Annotated in this window: 1 protein-coding gene; it reads left to right on the forward strand. The window is 47.9% G+C overall.

Translation table 11 applies throughout. From position 1 onward, the window contains the following. Positions 1–411, forward strand: a 411-nt coding sequence (locus AB4585_RS26000) for an MBL fold metallo-hydrolase (RefSeq protein ID WP_372171654.1), incomplete at both ends; no start/stop codon positions are given.

Below are 411 nucleotides of genomic sequence, written 5' to 3' on the forward strand. Positions count from 1 at the left end.
CCTAGGCCATAGCAGTATGCTCATTCGTCTAGATGGTAAAACTATTCTCACTGATCCCGTATTTAGTGATCGTGCATCACCAGTGCAGTGGGCTGGCCCGAAGCGTTTCCAACCTGTGGCTATCTCCATTGAAGCGCTCCCCACCATTGATATGGTTGTCATCAGTCATGATCACTACGATCACCTAGACAAACACGTCATCAAATCGATACACGCCAAGGTTGAACACTTTTTGGTACCGCTGCGTATTGGCAAAATCTTGCAAAGCTGGGGCGTACCACAAGAAAAAATCACAGAATTAGATTGGTGGCAGGAAAAGACGATAGGCTCAATTACCTTCGCCGCGACACCCACCCAACATTTCTCTGGTCGCAGTCTATTTGATAGAGACCAAACCTTGTGGGCCAGCTG

The sequence above is a fragment of the Vibrio sp. 10N.222.49.C9 genome (assembly GCF_041474985.1).
GTDB lineage: Bacteria > Pseudomonadota > Gammaproteobacteria > Enterobacterales > Vibrionaceae > Vibrio > Vibrio crassostreae_C.